This window comes from Nonomuraea sp. NPDC049486, assembly GCF_040676925.1.
Taxonomy (GTDB): domain Bacteria; phylum Actinomycetota; class Actinomycetes; order Streptosporangiales; family Streptosporangiaceae; genus Nonomuraea; species Nonomuraea ferruginea.
On sequence record NZ_JBFAPV010000003.1, the window covers coordinates 289183 to 309517 of the forward strand.

Annotated in this window: 20 protein-coding genes; 13 read left to right on the forward strand and 7 right to left on the reverse strand. The window is 71.5% G+C overall.

Features of this window, described 5'->3' with window-relative positions; genetic code table 11:
* Positions 1-22 precede the first annotated feature (22 nt).
* A complete protein-coding gene (locus AB0K05_RS10185; RefSeq protein WP_364228319.1) occupies positions 23-2761 on the reverse strand; it encodes a nitrate- and nitrite sensing domain-containing protein in 2739 nt (912 codons plus the stop codon).
* Positions 2762-2928: 167 nt separating this feature from the next.
* Between AB0K05_RS10185 and AB0K05_RS10190 the strand changes: the two genes are divergently transcribed.
* On the forward strand, positions 2929-3654 hold the full coding sequence (locus AB0K05_RS10190) for a 16S rRNA (uracil(1498)-N(3))-methyltransferase (RefSeq protein WP_364228321.1): 726 nt from the start codon (positions 2929-2931) through the stop codon (positions 3652-3654).
* A 61-nt stretch (positions 3655-3715) separates the two neighbouring features.
* On the opposite strand, the gene AB0K05_RS10195 is transcribed toward AB0K05_RS10190, so the two are convergent.
* Both AB0K05_RS10195 and AB0K05_RS10200 read right to left on the reverse strand, forming a co-directional pair.
* A complete protein-coding gene (locus tag AB0K05_RS10195; protein WP_271279862.1) occupies positions 3716-4357 on the reverse strand; it encodes a hypothetical protein in 642 nt (213 codons plus the stop codon).
* A complete protein-coding gene (locus tag AB0K05_RS10200; protein WP_148034834.1) occupies positions 4354-4866 on the reverse strand; it encodes a SigE family RNA polymerase sigma factor in 513 nt (170 codons plus the stop codon). Before AB0K05_RS10200 ends, AB0K05_RS10195 begins: the two co-directional genes overlap by 4 nt.
* Positions 4867-5168: 302 nt before the next feature.
* Between AB0K05_RS10200 and AB0K05_RS10205 the strand changes: the two genes are divergently transcribed.
* The 8 genes from AB0K05_RS10205 to era all read left to right on the forward strand — a co-directional run bounded on the left by AB0K05_RS10205 (position 5169) and on the right by era (position 11067).
* The gene (locus AB0K05_RS10205) at positions 5169-5513 is read left to right on the forward strand and encodes a histidine triad nucleotide-binding protein (protein ID WP_148033486.1); all 345 of its coding nucleotides are present in this window, start codon (positions 5169-5171) and stop codon (positions 5511-5513) included.
* A gap of 93 nt (positions 5514-5606) precedes the next feature.
* Positions 5607-6635, forward strand: coding sequence for a PhoH family protein (locus AB0K05_RS10210; protein ID WP_148034833.1), 1029 nt, complete (start codon positions 5607-5609; stop codon positions 6633-6635).
* The gene (gene ybeY, locus AB0K05_RS10215) at positions 6632-7108 is read left to right on the forward strand and encodes an rRNA maturation RNase YbeY (RefSeq protein ID WP_148033485.1); all 477 of its coding nucleotides are present in this window, start codon (positions 6632-6634) and stop codon (positions 7106-7108) included. The genes AB0K05_RS10210 and ybeY overlap by 4 nt, the downstream gene beginning before the upstream one ends.
* Entirely contained in the window at positions 7105-8400 is a 1296-nt protein-coding gene (locus AB0K05_RS10220; RefSeq protein ID WP_219544112.1) for a hemolysin family protein, read from the forward strand. The genes ybeY and AB0K05_RS10220 overlap by 4 nt, the downstream gene beginning before the upstream one ends.
* Before the next feature lie 391 nt (positions 8401-8791).
* Positions 8792-9331, forward strand: a complete 540-nt coding sequence (locus AB0K05_RS10225; RefSeq protein WP_148033483.1) for a hypothetical protein — start codon at positions 8792-8794, stop codon at positions 9329-9331.
* Positions 9332-9341: 10 nt separating this feature from the next.
* Positions 9342-9662, forward strand: a complete 321-nt coding sequence (locus AB0K05_RS10230) for a cytidine deaminase (protein WP_148033482.1) — start codon at positions 9342-9344, stop codon at positions 9660-9662.
* A 2-nt stretch (positions 9663-9664) separates the two neighbouring features.
* Positions 9665-10141 (forward strand): NUDIX domain-containing protein, encoded by a 477-nt coding sequence (locus AB0K05_RS10235; RefSeq protein ID WP_271279860.1) that lies wholly within the window; start codon positions 9665-9667, stop codon positions 10139-10141.
* Positions 10141-11067: a GTPase Era gene (era, locus tag AB0K05_RS10240; protein ID WP_345482938.1), complete on the forward strand. Its 927-nt coding sequence runs from the start codon at positions 10141-10143 to the stop codon at positions 11065-11067. Before AB0K05_RS10235 ends, era begins: the two co-directional genes overlap by 1 nt.
* Here era and AB0K05_RS10245 read toward each other — a convergent pair.
* Genes AB0K05_RS10245 through AB0K05_RS10260 form a run of 4 tightly spaced genes read right to left on the reverse strand, consistent with a single transcriptional unit; the run spans position 11058 to position 15458 of the window.
* Positions 11058-12482 (reverse strand): FAD-dependent oxidoreductase, encoded by a 1425-nt coding sequence (locus tag AB0K05_RS10245; protein ID WP_345482930.1) that lies wholly within the window; start codon positions 12480-12482, stop codon positions 11058-11060. The genes era and AB0K05_RS10245 overlap by 10 nt on opposite strands.
* A 28-nt stretch (positions 12483-12510) precedes the next feature.
* Entirely contained in the window at positions 12511-12969 is a 459-nt protein-coding gene (locus AB0K05_RS10250) for a DUF3598 family protein (RefSeq protein ID WP_271279323.1), read from the reverse strand.
* Positions 12966-14408 (reverse strand): aldehyde dehydrogenase family protein, encoded by a 1443-nt coding sequence (locus AB0K05_RS10255; protein WP_271279322.1) that lies wholly within the window; start codon positions 14406-14408, stop codon positions 12966-12968. The genes AB0K05_RS10250 and AB0K05_RS10255 overlap by 4 nt, the downstream gene beginning before the upstream one ends.
* Positions 14409-14417: 9 nt before the next feature.
* Entirely contained in the window at positions 14418-15458 is a 1041-nt protein-coding gene (locus tag AB0K05_RS10260) for a nitrilase-related carbon-nitrogen hydrolase (RefSeq protein WP_271279321.1), read from the reverse strand.
* A gap of 185 nt (positions 15459-15643) precedes the next feature.
* Here AB0K05_RS10260 and AB0K05_RS10265 point away from each other — a divergent pair, with 185 nt between their 5' ends.
* The 4 genes from AB0K05_RS10265 (at position 15644) to AB0K05_RS10280 (ending at position 20330) form a co-directional block, all read left to right on the forward strand.
* On the forward strand, positions 15644-16462 hold the full coding sequence (locus tag AB0K05_RS10265) for a hypothetical protein (RefSeq protein WP_364228327.1): 819 nt from the start codon (positions 15644-15646) through the stop codon (positions 16460-16462).
* Positions 16462-18024: an FAD-binding protein gene (locus tag AB0K05_RS10270; RefSeq protein WP_364228329.1), complete on the forward strand. Its 1563-nt coding sequence runs from the start codon at positions 16462-16464 to the stop codon at positions 18022-18024. Before AB0K05_RS10265 ends, AB0K05_RS10270 begins: the two co-directional genes overlap by 1 nt.
* Positions 18021-18986: a VOC family protein gene (locus AB0K05_RS10275; protein WP_271279318.1), complete on the forward strand. Its 966-nt coding sequence runs from the start codon at positions 18021-18023 to the stop codon at positions 18984-18986. Before AB0K05_RS10270 ends, AB0K05_RS10275 begins: the two co-directional genes overlap by 4 nt.
* Before the next feature lie 111 nt (positions 18987-19097).
* Positions 19098-20330 (forward strand): ABC transporter substrate-binding protein, encoded by a 1233-nt coding sequence (locus AB0K05_RS10280; RefSeq protein WP_271279317.1) that lies wholly within the window; start codon positions 19098-19100, stop codon positions 20328-20330.
* Positions 20331-20335 lie beyond the last annotated feature (5 nt).

Here is a 20335-nt window from a genome sequence, read left to right on the forward strand (position 1 = left end):
ACGGGACGCGGCGGGCGGCCGGTCACCGGGACCCGTTGACCGCCTCCGCGGGCTGCACGGCCAGGAGTTCCTCCGGGAGGGTCACCTGTGCCGTGACGCCGCGGCCGGGCGACGGGTGCAGCGACACCCGCACGCCCAGCCGCTCGGCCAGCCTGCCCACCACGTGGTGGCCCAGACAGCGGGTCGGCGCCACCAGGAAGCTCTGCTCGCCCCGCAGCCGGGCGTTGGCCGCGGCCAGCTCCCCGGCCGTCATGCCCATGCCGTAGTCGGAGATCGTGACGCGGCACTCACCCTCGGCGGCCCGTGACACCACGTCCACCTCCGACTCGGGTGGCGAATAGCCCAGCGCGTTCTCCATCAGCTCGGCCAGCATGTGCGCCACCTCCGCCACCACCGGCCCCCGCACGTGCGCCCGGCCCACCACCCGCAGCGCCACCCGGTGGTGCTCCTCGACCTCGGCCAGCACCGACCGGAGCACCTCGTCCACCGGCACCGGTTCCGACGAGCGCCGCTGCCCCCGCGTGCCGGTCAGGACCAGCAGGCTCTCGGCGTTCCTGCGCAGACGGCTGGTCACGCGGTCCAGCTCGCACAGCCTGGCCAGCACGGCGGGGTCCGACTCGTCGCGCTGCAGCACGCTGATGAACGTCAGCTGCCGGTGCACCAGATCCCGGTGCCGCGTCCCCAGCTCGCCCAGCGACGCCGCCGCGTCCCGCCGGATCGCCGCCCGCCCGGCCGCGATCCGCACCGCCGCCTCATGCATGTCACCCAGCGCCCCTGCCAGCCGCGCGAACTCCCCAGCGGTTTCCCCGCTCCGGATCGCCCCGCCGACCTTGTCCGAGACCTCCCCGCCTGAGGAGGCGCCCTCGAAGCCCGAAGCGGTCCCCTGCGCGGGATCCTCACCGAGGCGGAACGTGCTCTCGTACGGAGGCTCGCCTCCCTGGAGGTGCTTGTCGCGGGATGTGCTTTCGTACGGTGGCGCGACCTCCAGAGGGTGCTTGTCCCGGGTTGTGTTCTCGTGTGTGGGCTCGACCCTGAGGGGGTGCTTGCTGGGAAGCGAGTGGGTTCTGTCGCTGAGTGGGTGTTTGACGCGGAATGAGAGGCCTGGGACTTCGCGCGAGTGGTCCTGGCGCGCGTCCGAGGTCGGGCGGCTCGCCGGCTGGCCTGGAGTCCCGGCTCTGCGGGTTTCTCTCCCGTACGAGGCATTTCCGAGGCTTGGAAGGCGTGCGGACGGCAGAGGGAAAGAGGCGTCGTAGGCGCGCCACAGGTGGGCGGGGCGAGTCCCTGGGGCGTGGAGGTCGGACGGGGGCGTGCCGGGGACGGCGAGGCGGGGCGTCTCCGCTGCCTCCAGGGTGGCGATGTGGCGCGCCAGGGCGGTGGCCTCGCCGGTGAGCCTGCGGAGGGGACGCGTGATCGAACGTGCCATGAGCGCCCCCAGTGCCCCCATGACCAGCAGGAACGCGGCACCCAGACCGGCCAGCCAGGTCAGGTGCCGGGTGTGGCGTTCGCGGGCCGCCGTCGCCAGGACATGTGCTTCGCGTCCGGTCGCGTGCTGCACGGCGCGCAGGGCGTCGGCGTAGGCGCCGCTGGCCGCGAGCCAGGTACGCGTGCGGACGGTCAGAGGCGTGCCGGGGGAGGCGGCGAGGGCCCGGCGTTCCAGCCGTGCCGTCCTGGCCGACGGAGCGCCCCGCTGCGCCCGCTCCAGCGCGGCCACGCCTTGAGGACCGGCGGTTCGGCGGTACCGGTCCAGGGCGTCCGTCATGGAGGCACGGGCCTCCAGGAAGGTGATGTACTCGACCTGGGTGAACGCGCCCGTCGCGAAGGCCGCCGCGGCCACCGCCCGCTGCCGTGCGGCCGCCTCCTTGGCCCGGCTCATGGCCTCCAGCGCCTGCAACGGTCTTAGCAGCGACGGGTCTGTCCGGCCGACCTCCGTGCCGAACGACCCGTCTGCCAACTCCGTGATCACATCGGTGAACGCCTCGAAGACGTCCTGCCGCACCCTCGGCCCCCTGTCGACCGGCACCCTCCGACCAGCGGACGCACCGATCTCGGTACCGACGCCTTCGGTCTCGCCGGTCAAACCCTGGGTGGAAGTCACGCCGGCGACCCCCGCCCCTTCGGTACCGGCCACGGCGTCCTGAGTAGGGGTCACGGCGGGGTCTGAGGCACCTTCGGCGGTCCTGTCGAGGGTGGGGTTCGCGGCGCCATCAGCGGTCATGTTCCAGGTGGGGGGTGCGGCGCCATCGGTGGTTGTGGTCAGGGTGGCGGCTCCTGGGCTCACGAGCGCGCCGTAAGGGCCCACCAGTGGTGCGGTCGGTGTGGGAGTCGCCTGCCGGATGCGGGAAAGGGGGCCGCCGGGGGTGGCGGGGGCGTCGGGGGACAGGGCGAGGGTCGGGGTGCCGGTGCGGGGGCGGTCGAGGGTGGGGAGGCGGGCGAGCGCGTCGCGTACTGGTCCGTACGCGGTGGGAGGGGCGGTGGCGAGCAGGTGGGAGAGGGCCGAACGGGCGTGGTCGGTGGCGTGGCGGGCGGGGGCGAGATCGGGCCTGACGCGCTGTTCGCCGGCGAGCAGCGCCGCGAGGAGGGCACGTTCGCGCTGGAGCGCGTGGACGAGATCCTGGACGGCGAGCACCAGTGTCGCGTGCCGGGCCGTGGCGTCGGCGTCGGCGCGGGCGTGCAGGCGGGCCGCCGCCTCCGCGGCCATCCCGGTGATCAGCAGGAGTGTGGGCACGGCCAGCACGAGCACGAGACGCGTCCTGACACGCATCGGCCGCGACACGTGCTCTCGGACACCGCCCGGTTCTGGCGCGCGTCGGCGAGCGGGAGAGACGGCCATCGACCCCCTCGTAGAGTGATCTCAGGAAGGCTGCACGGGACACGATATTGCGCAGGGTGTTCGTGTGGTTGCGTAACGTGGAGAATCCGAGGTGGCTGGTGACGGTTCCGGTGTTCCTGACGGGCGAGCTCGACGGCCCCGAGCTGGTGCTCGGCGGCCCCGAAGGGCGTCACGCGGCCACCGTCAGGCGGTTGCGCCCCGGGGAGCGGGTGGATCTCACCGACGGGGCGGGGTCGGTGGCCGAGTGCGTGGTGCGCGAGGTGTTCAAGGACTCGCTGCGGGTGGAGGTCCAGGGCAGGTACGAGGTCGCGCCGCCCAGGCCGAGACTGGTCGTCGTGCAGGGGCTGCCGAAGGGTGACAGGGGCGAGCTGGCGGTCGAGATGATGACCGAGGCCGGTGTTGACGTGATCGTTCCCTGGCAGGCCTCGCGGAGCGTCACCCAGTGGAAGGGCGACAAGGTGGCCAAGGCGCTGCAGCGCTGGCGGTCGACGGCCCGTGAGGCGGGCAAGCAGGCCCGGCGCTTCCACCTGCCCGAGGTGACCGAGCCGGTCTCGACGGCCGGGGCGGTGAAGCTGCTGGCCGGGGCGGCGCTGGGGCTGGTGCTGCACGAGGAGGCCGCGGCGCCGCTGTCGCGGGTGGCGCTCCCGGACGACGGTGACATCGTCGTCGTGGTCGGGCCCGAGGGCGGGGTGTCGGAGCCTGAACTGGCGGAGTTCCTGGCGGCGGGGGCCACGCCGGTGCTGCTGGGGCCGACGGTGCTGCGCACCTCGACCGCGGGGGTGGCCGCCGCGGCGGTCCTGCTCACCCGTACGGGACGCTGGTGACACCCGGGAGGGCCGGTGACGCGGGTGGGCGGGGGAGTGCGCGGCGGTCAGGGAAGGGGAGTCACGACGTGTTCGCGCTGATCAGAGGGCTGGGCATGTCCGAGATGGTCGGCACCGGGTCCAGCGTCGAGCACTCCTCGTCCGGGCACGGCGTCGGCGTGGGCGACGCTTCCGGCTCGGACGGCGAAGGCGTCGGCGGATCGTCGGCCTCAGGGCAGTCGGCCGGCTGCTCCGCCTGGTCGGCCGTCGACGGGCAGGGGGTCGGCGTGGGGGTGGGCGTCGGCTTGGCGGTCGAGCGGGCCGTCTCCGACGGGCGGGGCTCCTGCTTCTGCGGCGGCTCGGACGACGTCGGCGGCGGCACGACCAGAGGCTCGCTCTCCCGTACGGTCGACTTGGGCGAGGCGGGCCGGCTGGTCGAGGACTTCGCCGGCGGGGTGGCGCTGGAGGTGGTGCGCACCTCGAGATAGGGCGCCTCGACAACACGCTGGCGCAGGTCGGGCACCACCATCACGATCGTGCCCGCCACCAGCACCGCGCTCGCTGCCGCCGCCCCGGCCCGCCACCAGAAGAGGTTGCGCGCGCCGCGCCGCTCGATCTTCGTACGGATGACGTCGAGCCCGTCCGGCGAGGGCACGACCGCGTCCGCCTCCGCACGGAGGGCACGGCGCAGGACCTCGCCGTACTCGTCGGGGGGCTGGGTCATGACATCTTCTCCAGGACGGAACGCAGGGCGGCCATGCCACGTGCCGTGTGGCTCTTCACCGCCCCCTTGCTGATGCCCATGGCGTGGGCGATCTCGGCTTCGGACAGATCACCGTAGTAACGAAGGACCAGTGCCTCCCTCTGGCGAGACGGTAGCGCCCGCAACGCCTCGATGACCGCGGACCGTTCGAACTCGCCGATGGCGCCGTGCTCCGCGCTCGGCGCGTCGGGCAGGCCCTTGGGGGCGTACTTCTCCACGACCGCCCGATGGCGCAGCACGGACCGGGACCTGTTGACGACGGACTGCCGTAGGTAGGCGAGCGCCTTGTCGGGGTCACGCAACCTGCGCCAGGCGCCGTGGATGGCGACGAACGCATCCTGCACGACTTCCTCCGCGGTTGCCATGTCGCGCACCAGCAACACGGCGAGACGAACTAATGACCGAAAATGCGCACTGTAAAGCGCGGTCACGGCCATGTCGGCGTCCCACCCGACCGGCACCGCCCCCATGGATCTGTCGACCAGGAGGGTTTCGGTGGTCACATCAGTGGGACGCGCGGCCTTCCCTGACGGTTTACGTTCTTCCGGTTCCTTTGGGGGCATGACCCAGTTGTGTCCTCGCCAGGTGGTCTCGCCCGAGGCTGAATCGTTCGCTGCGATGGTGCACTGACACCCTAACCGCGGGGATCTTCGGGTGCCACGACGGATCCGGTCACCGATTCGCAACGCTGATCAGCGTACATGCCGAGCAGCAGGTCAGGGTCGTCGAGGCTTACGGACAGGAGAGCCACCCCTATCGGTAAGGTGATCGGATGACAGACTGCCTGTTCTGCAAGATCGTGGCCAAGGAGATCCCGGCCGAGATCGTCTACGAGAACGACGGGGCGCTCGCGTTCCGCGACATCAACCCGCAGGCCCCCACCCACGTTCTCGTCATCCCCAAGGAGCACCACGCAGACGCCGCCGCGCTGGCCCGCGCCGACCAGGGGCTGGCCGACGAGGTGCTCAAGGCCGCGCACGCGGTCGCCGTCCAGGAAGGCGTGGCCGACGAGGGCTACCGGGTCGTGTTCAACACCGGACCCGGCGCCGGGCAGACCGTCTTCCACGTGCACGCGCACGTTCTGGGCGGCCGCAACCTGACATGGCCGCCCGGCTGATATTGCCGCGAGGAAACGTTCCGCCCCCGGATACGATGGGTGAAGAAGATAAGCCCTCGAGACCGGGAGGCATCAGGCCACGCTGGCCTGCCCATGTCCGAACTACACGAATCCCGACGCACGGCACCTCCAACGCGCACACAAGCCAAGGTGCTGATTCCGGACGAGTACCCCATGGTCAGCCTCCTGGGCTCCCGCGACGAGCTGCTACGCGTCATCGAGGGCGCCTTCAAGGCCGACATCCACGTCCGCGGCAATGAGATCACCGTCACCGGCAGCCCCGACGAGAGCGGCACTGTCGTCCGGCTCTTCGAGGAGCTGGTCGAAGTGCTGCGCAGCGGCGGCGACCTCACACCCGACGCCGTCGAGCGGAGCATCGCCATGCTCCGGATGACCTCCGAGCGCCCGGCCGAAGTGCTGTCGCTCGACATCCTGTCCTCGCGCGGGCGCACCATTCGCCCCAAGACGGCCAACCAGAAGCGCTACGTCGACGCCATCGACAAGCACACGGTCGTGTTCGGCATCGGCCCCGCCGGCACCGGCAAGACCTACCTGGCGATGGCCAAGGCGGTCCGGGCGCTCCAGGAGAAGCGGGTCAACCGCATCATCCTCACCCGCCCGGCGGTCGAGGCCGGCGAACGGCTCGGCTTCCTGCCCGGCACGCTGTACGAGAAGATCGACCCCTACCTCCGGCCGCTGTACGACGCGCTGCACGACATGGTCGACCCCGACTCGATCCCCAAGCTGATGGCGGCGGGCACGATCGAGGTGGCGCCCCTCGCGTATATGCGCGGTAGGACCCTTAACGACGCATTCATCATCCTTGATGAGGCGCAGAACTCGTCGGCCGAGCAGATGAAGATGTTCCTGACGAGGCTCGGGTTCAACAGCAAGATCGTGGTGACCGGTGACGTGACGCAGGTCGACCTGCCGGCGGGCACGGTGAGCGGTCTGCGGGTGGTGCAGGAGATCCTCGACGGCATCGACGACATCCACTTCTCGCAGCTGACGAGCGCCGACGTGGTGCGTCACAAGCTGGTGAGCGAGATCGTCGACGCCTACGGCCGCTATGACGCCCTGCGCACTCCCGAACCGATTCAGCAGCGGGGTAAGCGACGATGAGCATCGAGATCAACAACGAGTCCGGGGTGGGCGTCGACGAGGAGTCGCTCGTCGCGCTGTCCACCCACGTGCTGTCCGAGATGGGCATCAACCCGCTGGCCGAGCTGTCGCTCGTGGTCGTCGACGAGAACGTGATGGCCGAGCTGCACGAGAAGTGGATGGGCGAGCCCGGCCCGACGGACGTGCTCGCCTTCCCGATGGACGAGCTGCGGCCCGGCGGCGGCGCCAGGGGCGAGTCCGAGGGGCCGGCCGATCCGGCGCTGCTGGGTGACGTGGTGCTGTGCCCCCAGGTGGCGGCGCGGCAGGCGGAGGAGGCCGGGCACAGCGCTCAGGACGAGATCGAGTTGCTCTGCACCCATGGCATCCTGCATCTGCTCGGCTACGATCATGCGGAGCCTGAGGAGCACAAGGAGATGTTCGGTCTTCAGGCGCGGTTGCTCGAAGGGTGGCGGGAGGTGCGCAGCTCGCGGTGAACGCCTGGTTGCCGTTGGCCATCGTCCTCGTTGTGGTCGGTGGCCTGATCGCCAGCACGGAGACGGCGCTGACGCGGATCTCGCGGGTCCGCGCCGAGGAGGCCGTGCGCGACGGCAGGCGTGGCGCTCAGCGGCTGCACGCGATCGTCACGGACGCGCCGCGCTATCTGAACCTGCTGCTCCTGCTGCGGCTGAGCTGTGAGCTGGTCGCGACGGTGATCGCGACGTTGCTGTTCATCGATCTGATGGACGATCAGGGCTGGGCCTACTTCTCCGCGGCCGCGGTGATGATCCTGGTGAGTTACGTGATCGTGGGCGTGATGCCGCGCACGCTGGGCCGTCAGCACGCCGAGCCCATCGCGCTCGCGGGGGCGCCGATCGTGTACGGGCTGACGAAGATCTTCGGGCCGTTGCCGAAGCTGCTCATCCTGCTGGGCAACGCGCTGACCCCGGGCAAGGGGTTCCGCGACGGTCCGTTCACCTCCGAGGCCGAGCTGCGTGATCTGGTCGACCTGGCCGAGGAGCGCCGGGTGATCGAGCCCGACGAGCGGGAGATGATCCACTCGGTCTTCGAGCTGGGCGACACGCTGGTGCGCGAGGTGATGGTGCCGCGCACCGACATGGTCTACATCGAGCGGGGCAAGACGCTCAGGCAGGCGCTGTCGCTGGCGTTGCGGAGCGGTTTCTCGCGGGTCCCGGTGGTGGGCGAGAACGAGGACGACGTGATCGGCATCGCCTATCTCAAGGACATCACCCGCCGGGTGCACGAGTCGGGCGGCGACGGCGAGAAGGAGACGGTCGAGTCGATCATGCGGCCGGCGACGTACGTGCCGGAGAGCAAGCCGATCGACCAGTTGCTGCGTGAGATGCAGGCGAGGCAGACGCATCTGGCCATCGTGATCGACGAGTACGGCGGCACCGCGGGTCTGGTCACGATCGAGGACGTGCTGGAGGAGATCGTCGGTGAGATCACCGACGAGTACGACCAGGAGGCGCCGCGGGTGGAGCCGATGCCCGACGGCGGGGTGCGGGTGACGGCGCGGATGCCGGTCGACGAACTGGGTGAGCTGTTCGACGCCGAGATCGAGGTCGACGACGTGGAGACGGTCGGCGGCCTGCTCGCGCACGCGCTGGGGCGGGTGCCGATCGCGGGGTCGAGGGCTGAGGTGGCGGGGCTTGAGCTGACCGCGGAGAGCCTGGCTGGCCGGCGCAACCGGATCAGCACGGTGGTGGTGCGGCGGGTCCGGGCCGATCAGGACGACGCGGTGCCGGCCGCGGCCGAGCAGGAGTGACCTCTGCCCGGTTCGCGGCAAGCGGTCGTCAAGCGAGTTGCAAGCGGGGTCCGCGAGTCTGTTTCCCGGCACCCTGTGCGGTGGGTGCCGGAGGGGGAAGCGCCCGGCCGCAGGGGGGTTCATGCGGCAGGGCGCTCCTGGGGGGACGACAACGTTCTGGCCAGCTAGCCGGTCGGACGTTGTTCGGCGTAAAGGGTGCTCTCGTCCGGATAACCGGGCGAGGGCACCCTTTTAGCGTTTGATCGTTTATTGGTAACTCCGGTGGATTGCCGTTTTCGCTGCTCGGGGAGGCTGGGCACCGGGGGGAATCATGAAACGCGGAACCCGGATCATCGTCTGTGGGCTCCTGGCCGGCGCTCTTGCGGCCTGCGGAGGCACAGAGGGGCTCGACGTGCGCGCGCTTGCCCACATGAAGGAGATCCTCAGCAAGGAGCCACGGCTGCCCGACGGTTTCTCACCGCGCTCGGAGCAGGCGTGGCGGGCGCCGTTCACGCCGGCCGACCGCAACTGCCGGGCCGTGCTCGACGCGGCCGGTGGCCGGGCGCCGGAGCGGGGGCTGACCGCGCAGGCCGCGGCCAGCTACCAGGGCGACGAGCTGGGCGAGCAGGTCGGGGTGGGGCTGGCCAGGTACGCCGGTGCGGCCGACGAGCACATGGCCGCGCTGGCGGGGTCGCTGAGGGCGTGCCGGGAGGTGCGTGCCAAAGGCGGCACCCACCTGACTGCCACGCTGGTGCCGGTGGCGGACGTGGGGGACGAGGCGGTGTCGGGCGAGCTGCGCGGCCGGCTGAACGGCTACCCGTACGCGCTGGACGTGGTGCTGGCCCGTTCGGGGGACATGCTGGTCTCGCTGGTGCACACGAGCATGGCCGAGGTGGAGCCGCAGCGCACCCGTCAGCTCCTCGACGCCGTGATGCGGATGGCCAGCCCCTAACCTTGTCCTCGTGACACTCGATCCTGAAGACAGCAAGATCATTACTTTGGCGCGGGCGTCGCGGGCCCGCAACGGCTCCGCCGAGGGCGCGGCCGTGCGCGACGAGACCGGCCGCACGTACGCGGCCACCGACGTGACGCTGGCGGCGCTGCGGCTGTCCGCCGTGCAGGTGGCGGTGGCGACGGCGGTCTCGAGCGGCGCCCGCTCGCTGGAGGCGGTGGCGCTGGTCACCGGCGGCGACGGGCCGTCCGACGACGACCGGGCCGTGGCGGCGGAGCTGGGCGTGACGGCCATCCTGGTGGCCGGCCCCGACGGCGCGCTGCGGGGCTGAGCATGCCGATGTCGCCCTACCTCGCGGAGGTGCGCGCCAAGCTGGGGCCCGACCTGCTGATGATGCCGTCGGTCTGCGGCTGCGTGTTCGACGACGAGGGCCGGCTGCTGCTGGCCCGCCACGGCGACGTGGACCTGTGGGCGGCGCCGGGCGGCGCCGTGGACCCCGACGAACGCCCGGAGGCGGCCGTGCGCCGCGAGCTGCGCGAGGAGCTCGGGATCCACGTGCGGGTGCGCGGCCTGATCGGCGTCTACGGCGGGCCGGAGTTCCGGGTGCGCTATCCGAACGGCCACGAGTGCGCTTACATGATCGCGGTGTACGGGTGCGCGCTCGTGTCGGGCACGCCCACCCCCGACGACGACGAGATCAGCGAAGCCAGGTGGGTCCGGGAGGACGAGCTGGGCGGGCTGCCGACGACGTCGTGGACACCGCTGGTGATGCCCGAGGTGTTCGCCTGGTGGCGCGCGCAGGCCTCCTGATGGGCGAGAATCACTATGTGACCTCGCCAGACAGCCATCGCGCCGGATTCGCCTGCTTCGTGGGGAGGCCGAACGTCGGCAAGTCCACGCTCATGAACGCCCTGGTCGGCACGAAGGTGGCGATCACCTCGTCGAAGCCGCAGACGACCAGGCGGGTGATCAGGGGCATCGTACACCGCCCCGACGCGCAGCTCGTCATCGTCGACACGCCGGGGCTCCACCGCCCGCGCACCCTCCTCGGCGAGCGGCTCGACAGCCTGGTCCTGTCGACGCTGACCGAGGTCGACGTGATCGGGTTCTGCGTGCCGGCCAACGAGCCGATCGGCAAGGGCGACCGGTTCATCGCGGGCAAGCTCGCGGCGGTCAAGAAGACGCCGGTGATCGCCGTGGTCACCAAGTGCGACCTGGCGAGCAAGGAGCAGATCGCCAAGCAGTTGCTCGCGGTGTCGGAGATCGAGGAGTTCGCCGACGTGGTGCCGGTGTCGGCGCAGTCGGGCGAGCAGCTCGACGTGCTGGCCGACGTGCTGGTGCGCCACCTGCCCGAGTCGCCGCCGCTGTACGAGGACGGCCGGTTGACCGACGAGCCGGAGCAGGTGCTGGTCGGCGAGCTGATCCGGGAGGCGGCGCTGGAGGGCGTGCGCGACGAGCTGCCCCACTCGATCGCGGTCGTGGTCGACGAGATGCTGCCCAGGGCCGACCGCGACGACCTGCTCGACATCTACGCCCACATGTTCGTCGAGCGGCCGTCGCAGAAGGCCATCGTCATCGGCCGCAAGGGCGAGCGGCTGCGCGAGGTCGGCACCAACGCCCGCAAGCAGATCGAGGCGCTGCTCGGCACCCGCGTCTACCTCGATCTGCGCATCAGCGTGGCCAAGGACTGGCAGCGCGACCCCAAGCAGCTGCGCAGGCTCGGCTTCTACGACTGAGCCAGGCGGCGGCCGAGCAGCCGGCCGAAGGTGATCGCTGGGGTGACGAGCATGCCGGAGCAGAAGCTCTGCCCGCAGGTGGCGGCGGCGCCGATGACCTCGCCGATGGCGTAGAGGCCGGTGATGGGCTCGCCGTCGGCCCGGCGCACTCTGAAGCCGTCGTCGATGTCCAGCCCGGCGAACGTCACCAGCGAGATGGCGTGGTTGCGGATCGCGTAGAAGGGCGCCTCGGCCAGCGGCAGCGGCAGGTGGAGGCGGCCGAAGTCGGGGTCGGACCCGGCGGCCACCGCCTCGTTGTAGCGGGCCGCGGTGGCGACCAGCCCTTCGGCGTCGATGCCGGTCTGTGCGGCCAGCTCCTCCAGCGTGGCGGCGCGGTGCACGCCCTCGCGCACCCCGGCCTGGGCGCGCAGCTCCTCGGGCGTCCAGCCGACCACGAGCGGGCGGCCCGACCGGGTCGACTCCAGCATCGCGTCGTCGAACACGGTCCAGAACGTCATGTCCGGGATGCGGGTGAGCGCGCGCTCCTTGGTGTCGATGGACGGCTCGTCCTCGGCCACCCAGCGGCGCCCGGTCCTGTCCACGTAGATCTCGACGGGCGGGCGCTCGGCGGCGACGAGCAGCTGCCGGTCGGACCAGTTGGCCTTGCCTGGGGTGGTGGGGTGGGGCAGGCCGCCGAAGCTCGGCAGGAACGAGCCGGTGCCCTGGATGCCCGCGTCGAGCTCCCTGGCCAGCAGGATGCCGTCGCCGGTGGAGGTCGGGTGGGCGGCCGACACCAGCGGCGCGCCCTCCAGCTCCAGGAACAGCTCCGGCTCCGCGGCGAACCCGCCGGTGGCCAGCACCACGTGGCGGGCGCTCACCCGTACGTCCTGGCCGTCGCGCAGGACGGTGACGCCGGTGACGCGGCCGTCGCCGCCCGTCAGCAGCTCGATCACGGGGGCGTTCTTCCACAGCTCCAGGCGGCCGGTGGCGGTGGCGTCGGCGAGCACCCGCTCGTACACCTCCAGGATCGACACCGCCTCGTCCACGCCGTAGTAGGTGCGCGCGGTCGTGTACGGCTCGTGCCCGTAGATGACGCGCGGCGTCTCCGGCGCGAAGCGGAAGCCGAGACCGTCGAGCCAGTCGACGGTCTCGGCGGCGTTCTCCACCACGGTGCGGACGAGGTCCTCGCGGACGGTGCCGCCGCTGATGCGGCGGATGTCGGCCAGGTGCGCCTCGACGGAGTCGGCGATGCCGCGCTCGGCCTGCCGCCGCGTCCCCGCGGCCGCCATGTGGCCGCCGGAGATGTGCAGCGTGCCGCCGACGCGGTGGTCCTTCTCCACCAGGAGCACCCGGGCGCCGCCGTGCGCGGCCTCCGCCGCGCACGGGATGCCCGCGGTGCCCGCGCCCACCACCACGAGGTCGTAGTCCAGTTCCACCAGTGATTCTCCTGAGATTCGGGTACGGTCAGGCGCCGGCCGGCACGTACCAGCGTTCGGGCTCGGCGCCGGGGACGCGGCGCTCCTCGATGACGGTGAGGCGGCTCAGCGCGCCGTCCTCGAAGTGCTGCCACAGGCGGGTGCGATAGTCGCCGGTGGGCATCGACATCTCGACGATGCGCTCCTGCGGGCGGTCGTTCCAGCCGAAGGTGAACACGATGGCCTGGTCGCCGGCGCGGGCGGTGGTGCCCCACATCTCGGTGTCGACGAACTGGACCGAGTCGCCGTCGACGATCGCGCGGTAGTGCCGCACCGCCGGTTCGGCGCCCTCGCGCAGGTAGACGACCTTCTCGGTCCAGTCGGTGCCTTCCATCCGGCCTTCCTGACGGCTGGGGTAGCGCTCCAGCACGGTGCCGTCGGGGGCGAGCACGGTGTAGGTGCCCTCCCACACTCCGGACATGTCGCGCAGGATGTCGGCGATGGTCATCGTTCCTCCGTCTGGGTGGGGGTGCCGTCGTAGTACCAGGGGCGGATGCCGGCGCTGCCCCGCATGAGCAGGGCGCGGCGGCGGAGGAAGCGCCGCACGGACGGCGGCCCCATGCGGGACGCGCCGAGCCCGGACGACTTGAAGGAGTTCTTCTCCGCCTCGGGGAACATGCCGGTCAGGCAGACGTCGTTGACGCTGACCGCGCCGGCCTCCAGCCGGTGCGCGACCGGGGCGGCCTGCTCGGCGGTGGCGGCGAAGACGGCCGCGCTCAGCCCGAACTCGGTGTCGTTGGCGAGCGTGACGGCCTCGTCCTCGCCGTCGAAGGGCATGATCGGGATGATCGGGCCGAACGTCTCCTCGCGCATCACCCGCATGGAGTGGTCGACGCCGGTCAGCACGGTGGGCCGCAGGTAGGCGCCGCCGCCGAGATACTGGATCGTGCCGCCGGTCCGGATCACGGCGCCCTTGGCGACGGCCTCCTCCAGCTGCTCGCGGATGACGTCCACCTGGGCGTCGCTGATGATCGGCCCGATCTGGCCGTCGCCGATGTCCGGGTACGCGAGCTCGACCTGTTCGGCCTTGGCCACCAGCGCCTCGGTGAACTCCTCGACCACCGCGTGGTCCACGTACACCCGCTCGATGGACATGCAGGAGTGGCCGGAGTTGATCGTCGAGCCCCACAGGATGGCGGAGGAGGCGGCGTCCAGGTCGGCCGAGGCGGTGACGATCGCCGGGTCCTTGCCGCCCAGCTCAAGGAAGGCGGGGATGAAGTGCTCGGCGGCCGCACGGCCCACCGCTCGGCCGGTGCGCACGCTGCCGGTGAAGCACACCGCGTCGGCCACCGCGACCATGGTGGCGCCGGTGGCGCCGTCGCCCTCCACCACGGTGAGGACGCCCGCCAGCTCCTCGACCTCGGCCACGCACGCGCGCAGCACGGGGATGAAGCGCGGCGTCACCTCGCTCGGCTTCAGCAGCACCGCCGACCCGGCCAGCAGGGCGGGCACCGCGTCGATGAGAGCGAGCTGGAACGGGAAGTTCCACGGCGAGATCACCGCGACGACCGGGTACGGCACCAGGTCGCCGGTGACGTGCACGTCGGGGTCGGCGGTGGGGGCCGGATCCTCCGGGGCGAAGGCGGCTTCGGCGTACCGGCAGGTGCGCTCGATGCTGGTCAGCACCGAGTCGACCTCCAGCTGCGAGACCCAGCGGCGTCCCGTGTCGGTCTCCAGCCGGGCGACCAGCTCGTCGCGGTGCCGGGCGACCGCGTCGCCGAACGCGCGCAGCGCCTCGGCGCGCCGCTCGACCGGCTGGGCGGCCCACGCGCTCTGGCGGGCGCGCAGCGCGCCCGCGGCGGCGATGATCTCGTCGTCGCCCGCGGCGACGATGGTGTGGTCCGGGGTGCCGGTGCGGGGGTTCCGGACGTGGATCTCCCTGGGCATGTCGCCTCCTCAGATGAGGCCGTCGCCGGCCAGCCGTTCGATGACGGCACGCTGGGTGGTCACGAAGTGCTCTCGCCCGGTCTCGCCGGGCCGCACCGTGTCGGGCGGGTAGAAGGAGGTGCGGGCGTAGCTGGCCGCGTAGAGCTCGAACCGCTGGCGGGGGAGCAGGTTCATCATCTCCGGGGTCCTGCGGGCCCGGCGCAGCGCGGCCAGGTCGATCTCCGCGTTGGCGGCCATCGTCTCGCCCTGACCGGCCTTGGCCAGCACGAGGCCGCGGTGGTCGACGATCTGGCTGCCGCCGTCGCCGGAGGCCGCGGGCATGCCGGTGCCGTACAGGCCGCCGGTGTTGGCGGAGACCACGTACGCGCCGTTCTCCACGGCGCGGGCCAGCTTGGCCACGTTCTTCGGCGAGAGCAGCGCGCTGCACACCTCCGACGAGCTGTGCAGGAACACCTCGGCGCCGCGCATGGCCAGGCAGCGGGCCACCTCGGGGAAGAGGATCTCCTCTGAGGCGATCGCGGCGAGCGTGCCGATCTCGGTCCTGGCGACGGGGAAGAGCGCGTCCTCGCCGTAGACGGCCAGGTAGCGGTCCAGGATGTCGTGCGGGGTCACGGCGTACATCGAGTTGAGCCGCCGGTAGCGGAGCACGGTATCGCCCGCCGGGTCGAAGACGACCGACGCCTGGAAGTAGACGCCCGGGAAGTGCTCGTCCGTCTCGTAGCCGTTGACGCACAGGAAGACGCCCGCGTCCCTGGCGACGTCCGCGAGCCGGGCGTACTCGGGGCCACCGGGCGCCAGGGCGGCGCGGTCGCACCACTCCTGGAACGGCTCCCCGATGGGGTGGCCGGTCAGCAGGTACTCCGGCAGGACGACCAGCCGCACGCCGGGGCCGACGAACCGCTTGGTCGCGGTGACCTGCTCGTGCACGCGGTCGACGGCGGCCCGTATCTGGTCGCGGGCGGCGGCCGCGCTCTCGGCGCGGTTGACGGCATGACAGGCGGTCTGCAGGGCGACAGCACGGTACGCGGTCGCGGGCGGATCCTGGGACACCCGATGCTCCTGTTCCACTCCATGAAACGGCGTTTCTGGTTTCTACAGGTTGGACTATAGGAAGCGCGCCGCGCAAGAGGAGGGAACCGTCCAACCTGCGACATCATTGACAGTCAGCGACATCCCGCCTTAGTTTGAAACACCGTTTCGAGGGACGGAACAGTCTGGATCTGCGGAGGTGCGGCTTGTCGCTGGGAGCGATCGTCGAGGCGGTCATCGCCTGCAGGGATGTCGGAGCGTCGGCCGCCTTCCATGCCAGAGCCTTCGGGCTCGACGTGCTGGCGGACGACGGGAAGGAGGCGCTGCTCGGCGTCGAGGGCGTGGACACCGGCCGGATCCGCCTCGTGCCCGGCGCGGACGCGCCCGACCCCCAGCTCTGGGACGTCGGCCCCCGCCTGCTCGGCATGTACTCGCGTGACCTGGCGCGCACCACCCGGCTGATCGACGAGGCGGGCGGCAGGTCCAGGGAGATCGTGACCTACCCGTACGGAGCCGCGTCCCTGACCGAGGCCGTGGCCCTGGGCGCGGACGGCGTGTGGTGGACGCTGCCGCAGGCGGGCGCCGGTCACCGGCCCAGCCCCGCGCTGGAGCGCGACCCCGGCCGTCTGCACGGCGAGCTGCACACCGCCGTCATCGTGCCGCGGGACCACGACGCCGCGCTGGCCTTCTTCACCGCGGGCGGCGGGCTCAAGGTGCTGTTCGACGGGGAGATGAGCGGCCCGCCGTTCGACCGGATGACCGGCATGCCGGCGGACGCGAGCCTGCGGCTGTCGTTCCTGGTCTCCGCCGACCAGGCTCCGGCCCGACTGGAGGTCATGTCCTTCACCGGCGTCGACGCGGCCGACCTGTCGGACCGGCCGCTCGGCCTGCGGCGGGTGGTGTTCGCCGCGGACGACCCGGCGGCAATGGCCGGGGAGCTGGAGCGTCACGGCGGCGAGCGGCTGGGCGAGCTGCTCCTGCGCGGTCCCGCTGGGCTGGAGATCCAGCTGACCGGAGGCGCGTGATGAGCGCGGGGAACGGTGGCGCGAACGGCGCGGGGAACGCGGAGGATCTGGGGCGTTACGACGTCATCGTGATCGGCGCGGGCGGGGCCGGGATGTGCACGGCGATCGAGGCCGCCGCCGCGGGTGCGAGCGTGCTGGTGCTGGAGAAGCAGAACCGGATCGGCGGGATGCTGCACATCGCCAACGGCGAGTTCAGCGGGGCCGGGACCCGCCGCCAGCGCGAGCGCGGCATCGACGACAGCCCCGAGCGCCACTTCGAGGACGTACTGCGCCTCTCCCACGGCAAGGTGGACGAGAAGCTGGCCTGGAAGTCGGTCAAGGCGCAGGGCGAGACCGTCGACTGGCTCGACGGCCAGGGCTTCGACTTCCATCCCGACACCCCTGGCCTGGTGCACGGGCACGAGGTGTACTCGGTGCCGCGCACGTACTGGGGCGTCAAGAGCGGCCTGTCGGTGGTGAAGCCGCTGAAGCGGCGGCTGGAAGAACAGATCGAGGCCGGCCGCGTACGGCTGCTGCTGAACACCCGCCTCACCGGCGCGATCGTCGACGCCGCCGGCCACGTCACCGGCATCACCGCGACCACCGCAGGCGGCGCGACCACCGCGACCACCGCGCCCGGCGCGCCCGGCGCGCCTGCCGCGACCGCTGTAGGCGGTGCCGGCGGTGAGCTCGTCGCGCACGGGGGCGCGGTCGTGCTGGCCACCGGCGGCTATGACGCCAACCCCGGCCTGCGTAATCGCTTTCTGCCGGACGGCTGCGAGAGTGCGCTGATCGGCTGTCTGCCGCATGCCACCGGTGACGGCCTGGAGCTGGCGATGGGGCTCGGCGCGCAGGTGAGCCGCGACGGTTACTTCATCCCCGTGATGGGGCTGATCCCGGACCCGGGTCAGGAGGGTTTCGCGGTCGACTACCGTGAGGCGTTCATCGAGGTCGCGCCCGCGTACCGGACCCCGTACGAGATATGGGTGAACGACCGCGGCGAGCGGTTCGTCGCGGAGGACGGCACCAGCCCGGAGCACCGCGAGCGGGCGCTGCTGGAACAGCCGCGGATCGCCATGCACGTCGTCTGGGACCGGGCGATCGCCGAGACGGCCGAGCCGCTGATCCGCAACGGCGCCGGCGACTGGACCCGCGAGCGGATGCTGGCCGAGCTGGAGCGCGGCCGGTGGATCGCCGTCGCCGACACCCTGGAGGAGCTGGCCGCGAAGCTCGGCGTCGCGCCCGGGGGCCTGGCGGCCACCGTGGAGAGGTACAACGCCGCGGTGCGGGCCGGCCGCGACGACGACTTCGGCCGCACCACGCTGCCGGCGCCGATCGAGCGGGCGCCGTTCTACGGGATCACCACGGTCGGGGCCTCCATCCTCAGCCGCGACGGGCTGCGCGTGAACGAGGACCTGGAGGTGCTGACCGAATCCGGCGCACCCCTCCCCGGGCTCTACGCGGTCGGGGAGATCCTCGGCAACAACGTGTTCGCCGGGGACAACTACGTCGGCGGCATGAGCGTGACACCGGCGATGACGCTCGGCCGCGAGCTGGGCGCCAGGCTGGGGGCGGGCCGATGAGCGAGCCGATCGGGAGCATCACGGCGGCGGTGCTCGGCGTCGCCGACTTCGGGCCGCACCTGGACTTCTACTGCGGCGAGCTGGGGTACGCGGTGGCGGCCGAGGGCGTGGTCGCGGCCGCCGACGCGAACCGGCTGTGGGGAGAGGGCGCCGGCGACGTGGAGGTGCGCTCGCTGGCCGCGGCGGGCGCCGCCACCGGCCGCATCCACCTGCTCAAGGTGAACGACCCGGCGGCGCCCGCCGTCCACCCGCACACGCTGGACCTGGGCGTGGCCGGCATCAACCTCTACACCCGTGACATCGCGGCCTCGTACGAGCGGCTGCGGGCGGCGGGCCATCCGTGGATCAGCCCACCGCAGGCGTACGACGTGCCCGTGGGGGAGCGGACCGTCCAGGTCGTGGAGGGTTACTGCCTCGGGCCCGGCGGAGTCCCCGTGGTGTTCGTCGAGCCGGCCGGCCCGCGTCCCACGGCCGCGTGGCTGGCGGACCCGGAACGGCGGCACACGGAGCTGACCTCCGTGGTCTGCCACGTGCCCGACTTCGAGGCGGAGCTGCGTTTCTGGGCCGCGCTCGGCATGTCCGCCGGGTACGACGTGACGTTCGCCGCGCCGGGCCTGGACACGATGGCCGACCTGCCGCCGGGCACCCGGCTCAGGCTGGCTTTCCTGGCGGGCCCGGACGGCGGCACGACCCGTATCGAGATGATCCGGGCCGACCGGCCCGGAGTGGATCGGCGTTCCGCTCAGCGGCCCGCTCGCGGGCTCGGGCACACCGCCTGGTCCGCGCGTACGGACGATCTGGATGAGGCCGTGGCCCGCGCCGCCGGCGCCGGAGGGCGGGTCCGATGCCGGCCGTTCGCCGCGACCACACCGCTGCACGGCACATCGCGGCTGGCCATGGTGGAGACGCCCAACGGCGTCCACGTGGAGCTGTGGCAGCCGCGACATGTTTCGGATCGTTAAACATCAGACGTATCCGTTGACATCGGGACAGCCGCATTTCTAGGCTCCGTGTAACGCTGTTCCGCACATTGGAATTACTGGCTCGGGGGCATGAGAACAAGGAGGTGGCACATGCGTGGGACCGGACTTCGCTGGATCTCTGCGGCTGCCGTCAGCGCGCTGGTGCTCACCGGCTGTGCGAGCAAGGAAGAGCGCGCCCAGTCCGCCGGCGAAACGGGAAACGCCGGCTGGAGCGCGGGCGCCGACACCATAAAGATCGGGCTCATCGCCCCGATGACCGGCGCGTACGCGATCCTGGGCATCCTCCAGGAGAACTCCATCAGGGTGGAGATGGACCGCGTCAACGAGGCCGGCGGCGTCGGGGGAGCCAAGCTGGAGCTCGTCGTCCGCGACACCGCGCTCGACCCGGCCAAGGCGGTGCAGGCCAGCAACGAGCTGGTCGGCGACAGCCAGGTGCACTTCGTGGTCGGGCCCTCGCTGTCGGCCTTCTACAACGCGTCCAAGAACATCTTCGAGACCAACAGCAAGCTCAACTGCCAGCCGGGCGTCGGCACCGGCGACTTCGGCTCGCTGAAGTACGGCTTCCGCTCGCAGGACCCCAACAACCTGAGCGTCGAGAAGCTGGTGGAGTACCTCAAGGCCAAGGGCGTCAGCTCGGTCGGGCTGGTCTACGAGGCCGACGACACCGGCAAGGCCATGGACGGTTACCTCAAGGAGTACGGCCCCAAGTACGGCGTCGAGTACAAGGGCTACCAGGAGACCCGTAACGACGACCAGTCCCATCGGCCCTACGTCGACGCGCTCAAGGACGCCGGCGCGATCATCGTCTCCAGCAACGCCAGCGGCGCCAAGACGATGGCCGCCGCTGCCGAGTCGGGCTACAAGGGCGTGATGGCCGGCACCTCAGGGCTGCAGAACGTCTCCTTCCTCGACGCCGCCCAGGACATGGCCGTCGGCTCGGTCTTCGCCGCGGGCAACGTAGAGTTCAACATCCGCGACCGCGCCACCTGGAAGCCCGGCTACCGCGCCCACGTGGAAGCCGTCGAGAAGAAGTACGGAGTGGTCGAGGGGCCGAAGTCGGGGGCCAAGATGCCCAAGGGCACGGCCATCGCCGGAGACTGCATCGTCGCCTTCGCCGCGGCGGCCGAGAGCGCCAAGTCGCTCGACGCGGACAAGCTCGCCACCGCCATGGAGCAGCTGAACATCCCCGACACCGAGACCGCCTCCGGCAACACGATCAAGCCGGCGGACCACGAGTTCTACCACATGGAAGACATTCACGTTTACCAGTGGGACAAGGACGCCGACGGCTGGTTCGTCACCGACGTCACACCTCAGTCCTGAGTCAC

Coding starts and splice junctions, on each gene's coding strand:
- AB0K05_RS10185 (WP_364228319.1), bottom strand. CDS start 2,761: ATGCGTGTCAGGACGCGTCTCGTGCTCGTGCTGGCCGTGCCCACACTC.
- AB0K05_RS10195 (WP_271279862.1), bottom strand. CDS start 4,357: ATGACCCAGCCCCCCGACGAGTACGGCGAGGTCCTGCGCCGTGCCCTC.
- AB0K05_RS10200 (WP_148034834.1), bottom strand. CDS start 4,866: ATGGGGGCGGTGCCGGTCGGGTGGGACGCCGACATGGCCGTGACCGCG.
- AB0K05_RS10205 (WP_148033486.1), top strand. CDS start 5,169: ATGACAGACTGCCTGTTCTGCAAGATCGTGGCCAAGGAGATCCCGGCC.
- AB0K05_RS10210 (WP_148034833.1), top strand. CDS start 5,607: ATGTCCGAACTACACGAATCCCGACGCACGGCACCTCCAACGCGCACA.
- ybeY (WP_148033485.1), top strand. CDS start 6,632: ATGAGCATCGAGATCAACAACGAGTCCGGGGTGGGCGTCGACGAGGAG.
- AB0K05_RS10235 (WP_271279860.1), top strand. CDS start 9,665: ATGCCGATGTCGCCCTACCTCGCGGAGGTGCGCGCCAAGCTGGGGCCC.
- era (WP_345482938.1), top strand. CDS start 10,141: ATGGGCGAGAATCACTATGTGACCTCGCCAGACAGCCATCGCGCCGGA.
- AB0K05_RS10250 (WP_271279323.1), bottom strand. CDS start 12,969: ATGACCATCGCCGACATCCTGCGCGACATGTCCGGAGTGTGGGAGGGC.
- AB0K05_RS10255 (WP_271279322.1), bottom strand. CDS start 14,408: ATGCCCAGGGAGATCCACGTCCGGAACCCCCGCACCGGCACCCCGGAC.
- AB0K05_RS10270 (WP_364228329.1), top strand. CDS start 16,462: ATGAGCGCGGGGAACGGTGGCGCGAACGGCGCGGGGAACGCGGAGGAT.
- AB0K05_RS10275 (WP_271279318.1), top strand. CDS start 18,021: ATGAGCGAGCCGATCGGGAGCATCACGGCGGCGGTGCTCGGCGTCGCC.
- AB0K05_RS10280 (WP_271279317.1), top strand. CDS start 19,098: ATGCGTGGGACCGGACTTCGCTGGATCTCTGCGGCTGCCGTCAGCGCG.